We start from the raw sequence: 9,503 nt of genomic DNA on the forward strand, positions 1-9,503 counted from the left end.
AGATACTTTTTCTGGACACGCCGGGGGTTCACAAGGCCAAGGGGATGCTCACCCGCTATATGGTGGAGCAGGCCCTGAGCGCCTGCGGCGATGTGGATGTCGCACTTGTTCTGGTTGAAGCCACCGATCCATTGGGTGGCGGGGACGATTTTGTGCTGGAACAGGTTTCGCGCAGCAAGGTCCCGGTGATCCTGGTGATCAACAAGGTTGACCTGGTACCCCGGTTGAAACTGCTGCCGCTGATCGAAGCCTATGCCTCCAGGTTCGATTTTCGTGAAATTATTCCGGTCTCGGCGCTTGCGGGAGAGGGCACCGATGACCTGGTCCGCGCCCTGGTCAAGTATCTGCCGGAGGGGCCTCGTTATTACGCGGAAGACATGATTACCGATCTGCCCGAGCGTTTTATCGCCGCGGAAATGATTCGCGAACAGATTCTCAAACAGACCCACGACGAGATACCTCACGGGGTGGCCGTGGAAATTGATGCCTTTGAGGAAAAGCCCGAAAAGAATCTGGTTGTTATCGAAGCTTGCATTTATGTATCGCGGGAAGGTCACAAAAAAATCGTGTTGGGCCGGCACGGAGAAAAAATCAGATCCATCGGCAAGGCGGCCCGTTTCGATATCGAACGTATGTTGGGGACCCGGGTGTTTCTCGATTTGCTGGTCAAGGTGGAGAAAAACTGGACGGAGGAACGGCGGCAGCTCAAGCGTTTCGGATATGAATAAAACCGGCATCCTTCCACTTTTTCTTTTGTTGCGGATAATACTTATGCAGAGGTCGCAAAAACTCGCCACCTGCGGCACTGCTACAATTGCCTCGCTGCTTCGATCTGCGCAAGTACGTCTCATTGCTTGACAATCGCGCTTTCTGCGGCTGGGGTTTTTTGCTTGGCCATCGGATTTAGGATTTTTTGCAAAAGCATCATTTTTTGATAGGTAAAAACCATGTCAGTTGTTGCTATCGTCGGGCGCCCCAATGTCGGAAAATCGACCCTGTTCAACCGGATTCTCGGAACACGTCGCGCCATTGTCGAGGATTTTCCCGGAGTGACGCGAGACCGGAACTATGCCAGGATAACCCGTTACGGAACACCCTTTGTGCTTATCGACACCGGCGGGTTCGAACCTGCCAGCGAAGACCGCCTGCTGGCGCAGATGCGCGAACAGTCCCGACTGGCCATCGAGGAAGCCGATGTGATACTGTTTGTGGTCGACGCCAGGCAGGGGTTGACTCCCTCGGATGAAGATGTGGCGGCGATGTTGCGCCGCAGCGAAAAACCGGTGTTGTATGTGGTGAACAAGGTGGATGGTTTTTCGCAGGAGGCTGCCGCGGGTGAGTTTTTCGCCCTTGGCGGTGACCGGCTTTTCAGCGTTTCCGCCGAGCATGGTCGCGGCATGGACGATCTGATCGAGGCCCTGCTGGAGGCTTTGCCGGCGTCTGCGAAAAACGATGCTCTTGCCGAGGATGAAACCCGTCTGGCGGTGATTGGTCGGCCCAATGTCGGCAAGTCGTCTCTTATCAATCGCATGATCGGTGCCGAGCGCCTGGTGGCGAATCCGACGGCGGGCACGACGCGTGACAGCATCGATACGCCATTTGCCTACAATAAAAAACGCTACGTGTTGATTGACACAGCCGGCATCCGCCGCAAGGGGCGCGTGCAGGAAAAACTCGAAAAATACAGTGTCATCCAGTCGCTCAAAGCCATGGAGCGAGCCCATGTGGTGCTGGTGGTGCTCGATGCCGAGGAGGGGGTGACGGATCAGGACCTCACGGTGGCCGGTTACGCGCTGGAGCGAGGCAGGGCGGTGATTCTGGTGGTGAATAAATGGGACCTGGTGGAAAAAGATCAGGGAACCATGAAGAAGTTCACTGAAAATGTGCGCCGCGCCTTTAAATTTCTGCCTTTTGCCCCTATTGTTTTCGTTTCCGCACTGAGTGGGCAGCGTGTCTCCAAAATCATGGGCGAAGTGGAAAGAGTGTCTGTCGAATTCAATCGTCAGGTGCCGACCTCGGCACTCAACAAGGTGCTTGAGGAAGCGGTTATTTCCCACGCACCGCCGATGGTGCAGGGCAAACGCCTCAAGTTCTACTACATGACCCAAACCGGCGTACGCCCGCCATCCTTTGTCGTTTTTGGCAACCATGCCGCGGGGATTCACTTCTCCTACGAGAGATACCTGTCCAACAAGCTGCGCGAAGCCTTTGGTTTTAATGGTTGCCCCATCCGTTTGACATTCAGGAACAGAGGTGGCCGAGAATAGGTTTTGGTTTTGCGACACCATCGGGTTACCGGGACATATTCCGGATACACTACAAAACACAAAACAAGAGTATTCAAAAGAGGCGGGGCAGGCATGAGTTTGGTCGGGCAACTGGCGGATCTCAGATTGGATGACATACTTAAAATCATCCATCTCAGTCGAAAATCCGGTCAATTGACGGTTAGTGACCGGGACCAGGTTTGGAACATCGCTTTCTGGCATGGAGAGGTGGTGCGCCTCTCTTCTCTGCACCTGGTGCCCCACCTGGCTGCCGAACTTGAGGCTCGGGATGTGCTGGAAAAAGACCTTCTGGAGCGGGCCTCCGAACTTTTTTCCAGCGACCCCGCCGGTGACCTTCGGCGGGTTCTGGTCGGGTGTTTCAGTCTTGCTCCGCAGCTGGTCAACGATGTTTTTCAACCGCTGGCACGGCGCCTGCTGCAGCAGTTGGCATCCTGGACCGAAGGACAGTTCTGTTTTGATCTGTGGGAGGATGTTGACAGGTTGCCTGCCACCGAAGCGGTCCCCCATCTTTTGCTTGGCGACCGGCTGGAATCTGCGCCGTCGTCACCCATGTCTGCGTCAGATACCCGGCAAAACGATCCTCCGGCCGTGGCCACCGGCGCTTCGGCCCGGGATATCGAAACAAGCGGCATGCCTCGTGAGGAATTTCCGAATCCGGTCTGGATCGTCGATGACGATCCCTGTCTGCGGCAGGAACTTGGCAGCTATCTCGACGCGCACGGGTTGCACGTCGAGCAGTTCGAGACGGCGGCCGATTTCTGGATCCAACTGAAAAAAGCCCGGCTGGAGGGCATCGTTCCGGCAGCCCTGATCGATCTTGTCATGCCTTGCCTCAACGGCGAGGGCATGCTCGGCGGCCTGGAACTGCTGGAAAAAGTGGTCTGCACCTATCCCGATATGCGGGTTCTGCCACTGTCGGATCACCGCAGCTCCGAAGCGGAAGACAAGGCATGGCAGCTGGGGCTGCCCGAGATTTTTTCCAAGCCGCTGCAGCCGGATATGCCGCGGGATCAGTGGCGGCGCGCCGTTGAAACCCTGGGGCGCAGCCTGTTTCTGTCTTTGCGCGCTGTTGCCGGGTCACCTGTCCCTGAGAATATTTCTCCGTCAGTTGCGACCTCCGACCGCGAGCGGCAAGGCTCCGGGAACGGTGTGCAAAGAGGTTTTCGGAATTCGCCCGGCCTGCATCTGCTCAAGGGAATGCTGGAGGAGCTGAACAATCCCTGTCTGGGCGGTGGCATCATTTTGCTGGTGCTGCGCTTTGCCAGTGAAGTGATGAACCGTGCCGTCATTTTTTCAGTGAAACAGGATCAGATCGTCGGAATCGGGCAGTTTGGCGTGGCACTGGCGGGGGGTGACACGAACCATGCCATTCGAAACATTGTCATTCCCCGGGACAGCGATTCCATCCTGAGCCGCATGCTGTGCAGTCCGCAGTCCATGCGCGCGCGCTTTGGCGATGGCAGATGGGATCGCTTTCTAGCGCAGGCTCTGGGGGGGGGAATTCCCGAGGATATCTTTCTGGGGCCGGTTTTCAGCGAGGGGCGCGTCGTTGCCATTCTGTACGGGGACAATCTACCGGAACATCGACCTGTCGGAAATACCGAAGCGCTGGAGATTTTTCTTTCCCAGGCAGGCCTGGCCATGGAAAAGGCCCTCCTGGAGGAGCGACTTCAGGTTAGCCGGACCGGTTTGCAAGGCGCCTGACGGAAGCTTTCCGGACATCGGGGTGGCAGTAAAGATGATGGAGAAAAGTGTCATGGATCGGTTTCCAATTGCCCCAACCCAGATCCGCGGCAGTGCCTTGAAGTACGAGCAGCCTGTGAGCGCGCTGCCTGTGGCCCTTGGTGAGGGTAGTGCAGGAAGCTGTCATCATGATCGCCACGACATTCCTTTTTCCGCCGGATCCTGTGAAAAACAGTGCCTGTAAGTTATGAAGAAGTCTCGAAAAGGGCTTTTTCAGCCATCCGACAAAGGGAGGAAAATGTGCCCAGGAAAAGAATCCTGATTGTTGAGGACGAGGATAGTCTGTTGCGGCTCGAGAGTATCCTGTTGACTTCCAGGGGGTATGAAGTCAGGGGCGTCTCCAATGGCCAGGCGGCCCTCGAGGCTATTGCGACGGACAAGCCGGATCTTGTACTGCTGGATATCATGCTGCCCGAAATTGATGGCTTCGAGGTGTGTCGGAGGATCAAATTCGCTGCGGAAACCCGCCATATCCCGGTTATCATGCTGACGGCGAGGAAGTGCCAGGATGATTTTTCCCGCGGACAGGAGGTCGGTGCCGACTGGTATATCACCAAGCCCTTCAAGTCCGCCATGGTTATCGAGACGATCCAGAGGTTTCTGCCGTGAGGCGGAGAAACCGGATGCCGCCCAGTTATCAAGGGTAGGGGGCCTGCACACCGGTTGTTGCCTGTTGCCATGGAGAGGCGATGATTCAGAGAGAGGACCAGGGGAAGTTGCTTCAACGTGCTGAAGAATTCATGCAGGTTTTCAAAAAAGGTGCGGATTTCACCCAGGAGCTGATGCGTGAGAATGAAAAGCTGCGTTACCGCCTGGTGCAGCTCGAAGAGCAGAGTCGCCTGGCTTCTTGCGCCGGGCAGGCTTTGCGCGAAGTGGAGATGCTTAAAGCCCGGATCGTCGACCTGGAGCGGGAAAAAAACGAAATTCTGCAGCGCATAAAGCTGGTTGAGTCTGAAAATATTGATTTTGCCAACCGTTATGTCGAGATCGAGGCCGAAAACAACAGCCTGGCCAGGCTTTATATTGCGACCTATCAGTTGCACGCAACCCTCGACTTTCGCGAAGTCTTGAAAATTATCTCCGAAATCATCATCAATCTGATTGGCGGGGAAGAGTTTGCCATTTTTCTGCTTGACGAAAATACCGGTACGCTACAGGCGATGGCCGGTGAGGGTGTCGTGGTTCAGGATTTGCCGGTATTTGCTCTGGGGCAAGGGGTCCCCGGCATGGTAGCCCGGGAAGGCGAAAGTTTTTTTTCCGAAACACTGGATGGCCTGGAACCGGAAAAACCGTTGGCCTGCATACCGTTGAAAATCAAGAACCGCGTTATCGGAGTTTTGGCTGTATACAGATTGTTTATACAAAAACGCCGATTTGCCGAAATCGACCATGAGCTTTTCACATTGCTGGCGGGACATGCCGCAACCGCCATCTTTGCTTCCAAGCTCTATTGCGAGTCGGAACGCAAGCTGACAACGATCCAGGGGTTTCTGGATCTGCTCACAAAATAACCGCTGCCTGGCCATGGGCTTTGCAGCTTTGAGGCTATGCCGTCAGAGGGTTGACAATGCCCGGGGCGGTCATGTTAAATAGTGCTGTTTTGCCCACCGGGATTTTATTTACTGATAACGCCCGTTTATTTACCCAAGGAGGTTGCGTTGGCAAAAGAAGAAGCCATTGAAGTTGAAGGGAAGGTCGTCGAACCGCTTCCCAATGCCATGTTCCGCGTCAAGCTGGACAACGGGCACATCATTCTGGCCCATATTTCCGGCAAGATGCGCAAATTCTATATTCGTATTCTGCCGGGAGACCGGGTCACCGTCGAACTTTCTCCCTATGATCTGACGCGAGGTCGCATCACTTACCGCGAAAAGTAAGTAGCTGCCCAGTTTCCAGGTTCGACAGGGCAACGTGCAGTTGCGCCCGCCGGTTTTCTCTGTCATGGCATGCTTTGTCGGGGATGTGCCGGCTTCGTGAATTTTCGGGATTTTCAGATACCGGCGTCGGCCGGTTTTCCTGTTTATATCGGTATCCGGGCGGATGCCAAGGGGTTTGGTATGGAAGAACGTTACGACGCCGGCGGCATTGAAGGCAAGTGGCAGGCACATTGGGAAAAAGAGCAGACCTTCAAGGCCGCTCAGGATGGCAGGGACAAGTACTATCTGCTGGAGATGTTTCCCTATCCTTCCGGGCGCATTCACATGGGTCATGTGCGCAACTATTCCATTGGCGATGTGGTGGCGCGATTCAAGCGCCTGCAGGGTTTTAATGTCCTCCACCCCATGGGGTGGGACGCTTTTGGCATGCCCGCCGAGAATGCGGCGATCCAGCATGGAACGCATCCCGGTAAGTGGACCTATGAAAACATCGACAATATGCGGGCCCAGCTCAAGAAAATGGGGTTCTCCTACGATTGGGATCGGGAACTGGCAACCTGTCACCCTGAGTACTATCGCTGGGAACAGCTGATATTCCTCAAAATGTTCGAGAAGGGGCTGGCTTACAAGAAAAGCTCTTTCGTTAACTGGTGTCCCGATTGTCAGACGGTACTGGCCAACGAGCAGGTCGAAAACGGGGCCTGCTGGCGTTGCGGCATGCTGGTCGAGCAGAAGGAACTGGAGCAGTGGTTTTTCAAGATCACCGATTACGCTCAGGAATTGCTGGACGATACCTGTAGACTGTCCGGCTGGCCCGAGCCGGTGCTGACCATGCAGCGCAACTGGATCGGCCGGTCCACCGGCTGCGAGATTGCCTTTCCGGTGGCCGATGCGGATCTGCAGATCAGGGTTTTTACCACCCGCCCCGACACCCTTTTCGGCGCTACCTTCATGAGCCTGGCCGCCGAGCATCCCATGGTCGCGGACCTGACCACACCGGACCGCAGGGCCGAGGTCGAAGCTTTCGTTGCCCGCGTGCGTACCCAGGACAAAGCCCGGCGCACCAGTGACGATTTTGTCAAGGAAGGCGTTTTTACAGGATCTTATGCCATCAACCCGGTTAACGGCCTGCGCCTGCCCGTGTTCCTGGCCAATTTCGTGCTGATGGACTACGGCACCGGAGCGGTCATGGCGGTACCTACCCACGACCAGCGTGATTTTGAGTTCGCACGAAAATACGATATTCCCATGGTGTTGGTGATCCAGCCCGAAAATCAGACGCTCGATGTCGCCGTTATGGACGAAGCCTGGGTCGGTTCGGGATGCCTGGTCAATTCCGGTCCTTTCGACGGGCTGGACAATGAAACCGCCAAGGAAAAAATCGCTGAATACCTTGAGGCGCAGGGCTTCGGGCGCAAGACCATCAATTATCGCCTGCGCGACTGGGGTGTCTCCCGGCAGCGTTACTGGGGCACGCCGATACCGATCATTTATTGCCCGCACTGCGGCATCGTTCCCGTTCCGGAAAAGGATCTGCCGGTTGTTCTGCCCATGGACGTCGAAATCAGCGGCGAGGGCGGCAGCCCCCTGGCACGCCATCAGGCCTTTTTAAAGACGAACTGTCCGACCTGTGGCGGGGATGCGCGCCGGGAAACGGATACCTTCGATACCTTTGTGGAAAGCTCCTGGTATTTTGCCCGCTACACCTGCCCCCGATTCGACCAGGGGCCCCTGGACCGGGAAGCGGTCGATCACTGGCTGCCGGTAGACCAGTACATCGGCGGTATCGAACACGCCGTGATGCACCTGCTTTATGCCCGGTTTTTTACCAAGGTCATGCGGGATCTGGGCATGCTCTCCCAGGATGAGCCCTTCAGGAACCTGCTGACGCAGGGCATGGTCTGCATGGACACGGTTTCCTGTCCCGCGCATGGGTGGCTGTTTCCGGAGCAAGCCGTCGATGGCAAGTGCAGCCTGTGCGGTGCCAGCGTTAAAACCGGCCGTACCGAAAAGATGAGCAAATCGAAGAAAAACGTCGTCGACCCCGATCAGCTCATCGCACGCTACGGGGCCGATACGGCGCGGCTTTTCTCCTTGTTCGCCGCGCCGCCGGAAAAGGATCTGGAGTGGAACGAACAGGGGGTGGAGGGGTGCTACCGGTTTCTGCATCGGGTCTGGCGTGCGGTTTATGATAACCTTGAGCGGATTGCCGGAGCCGATATCCCTCCGGAGGTTGACGGCGCGGCCAGGGATCTGCGGCGCCAGGTGCACCGGACCATTAAAAAGGTGACTGAAGACATCGATGGACGTTTTCATTTCAACACGGCCATTGCTTCGGTTATGGAACTGGTCAATGCCGTTTACGGATTCGAGGAAAAGGCGCGCCATCCTGGCGTCATGCGCGAGGCTCTCGAAGCGACGGTGCGGCTTCTCGCGCCTTTTGTGCCTCATATCTGCGAAGAATTGTGGACCTGCCTGGGGCATGCCGGGGGGATCGAAAGCGCCGGATGGCCCGATTGGGACGAAACAGCTTTGGTGGAGGACAGTAAAACCATTGTCGTGCAGGTCAACGGCAAGGTGCGCGGCAAGCTGACGGTCGCGGCCGACGCGGACGAGGCGTCTCTGCGGCAGGCTGCCCTCGAGGAGAGCAATGTGGCCCGGTTTCTGGAAGGAAAAACAGTGCGCAAAGTGGTGGTGGTTCCCGGCCGTCTGGTGAACATCGTGGCCTCATGACGCGGCGCATTTTCGCCATTGGCGTTCTGCTCGCCGGCCTGTTCGGCTGCGGCTATCATTTACAGGGGCGGGGGGATACGCTGCCCGGCGGCGTTCGTTACGTTCATGTGGCCATTTTCCGCAACGCCACCTACGAGCCGTTCCTGGAGAATGCCGTTACCAATGCGCTGATCGACCGGTTGGCAAGCAGCCCGGGGGTGGAGCTCGTTGCGAATCCGGATATGGCCGACGCCGTCCTGACCGGCTCCGTCACCCGGTACACAAACAGCTCTTTGTCCTATGACGGCAATGACCGGATCGCCGAATACCGGGCCCGCATGACCGTCGAGGCCGCCTTGCGACATGCCGATACGGCCCAGATTCTCTGGAAGGGCACATCGCATGGCACCGAAGACTACCTGGCGAGCGCCGACAAGGCTCAGGAAGATGATCGGGAAGAAGCCGCGGTTGCGGAAGTCGCCCGGCGTCTCGCCGACGAACTCTATTCCCGCATGATCGATGATTTCTGAGCGTTCAATCATTGCGGCACGACAGTGATGGGGATGCCCGGTGACACCTGGTGAACTGCAAAAGCGCTTGCGGGAAAAATCTCTGCCGAACCTGTTGCTGCTGTACGGGGAGGAGACCTTCTTCGTCGACCGTACGCTGCGCGAGATTATCGAGCAGACGGTTCCTGCCGAGGCGCGCGATTTCAATCTGGAAATATTTCATGGCAAGGGCTGTCGGGTTGCCACTGTGCTGGATGCGGCCCGCACCCTGCCTGTTTTCAGCCCCCGTCGCTTGGTTATTGTCCGCGATCTGCATGCCTTGCCGGCCGATGAACTCGACCGGTTTGTCGATTATCTCAAGGATCCCGTGCCGG

The 9,503-nt window shown here is 56.7% G+C and carries 9 protein-coding genes; all 9 read left to right on the forward strand.

What is annotated here, in order from left to right:
• The coding region (gene era / locus AB7E65_RS09960) for a GTPase Era (RefSeq protein ID WP_428745804.1) at positions 1–728 on the forward strand (728 nt) is incomplete at its 5' end.
• Positions 729–947: 219 nt separating this feature from the next.
• Entirely contained in the window at positions 948–2,267 is a 1,320-nt protein-coding gene (gene der, locus AB7E65_RS09965) for a ribosome biogenesis GTPase Der (protein WP_428745805.1), read from the forward strand.
• Between the two features lie 93 nt (positions 2,268–2,360).
• Positions 2,361–3,992, forward strand: coding sequence for a response regulator (locus AB7E65_RS09970; protein ID WP_320361173.1), 1,632 nt, complete (start codon positions 2,361–2,363; stop codon positions 3,990–3,992).
• A 279-nt stretch (positions 3,993–4,271) separates the two neighbouring features.
• Entirely contained in the window at positions 4,272–4,640 is a 369-nt protein-coding gene (locus tag AB7E65_RS09975; protein WP_072287453.1) for a response regulator transcription factor, read from the forward strand.
• An 80-nt stretch (positions 4,641–4,720) separates the two neighbouring features.
• Positions 4,721–5,542 (forward strand): GAF domain-containing protein, encoded by an 822-nt coding sequence (locus AB7E65_RS09980; RefSeq protein ID WP_072287454.1) that lies wholly within the window; start codon positions 4,721–4,723, stop codon positions 5,540–5,542.
• 147 nt (positions 5,543–5,689) lie between these two features.
• Positions 5,690–5,908 (forward strand): translation initiation factor IF-1, encoded by a 219-nt coding sequence (gene infA, locus AB7E65_RS09985; RefSeq protein WP_072287455.1) that lies wholly within the window; start codon positions 5,690–5,692, stop codon positions 5,906–5,908.
• Between the two features lie 180 nt (positions 5,909–6,088).
• The gene (gene leuS / locus AB7E65_RS09990) at positions 6,089–8,641 is read left to right on the forward strand and encodes a leucine--tRNA ligase (protein ID WP_428745807.1); all 2,553 of its coding nucleotides are present in this window, start codon (positions 6,089–6,091) and stop codon (positions 8,639–8,641) included.
• A complete protein-coding gene (gene lptE, locus AB7E65_RS09995; protein WP_072287456.1) occupies positions 8,638–9,150 on the forward strand; it encodes an LPS assembly lipoprotein LptE in 513 nt (170 codons plus the stop codon). The genes leuS and lptE overlap by 4 nt, the downstream gene beginning before the upstream one ends.
• 40 nt (positions 9,151–9,190) lie before the next feature.
• The coding region (locus tag AB7E65_RS10000) for a DNA polymerase III subunit delta (protein ID WP_428745806.1) at positions 9,191–9,503 on the forward strand (313 nt) is incomplete at its 3' end.

This window comes from Syntrophotalea sp. (assembly GCF_050253115.1).
In the GTDB taxonomy this organism is placed as follows: Bacteria; Desulfobacterota; Desulfuromonadia; order Desulfuromonadales; family Syntrophotaleaceae; genus Syntrophotalea; species Syntrophotalea acetylenica.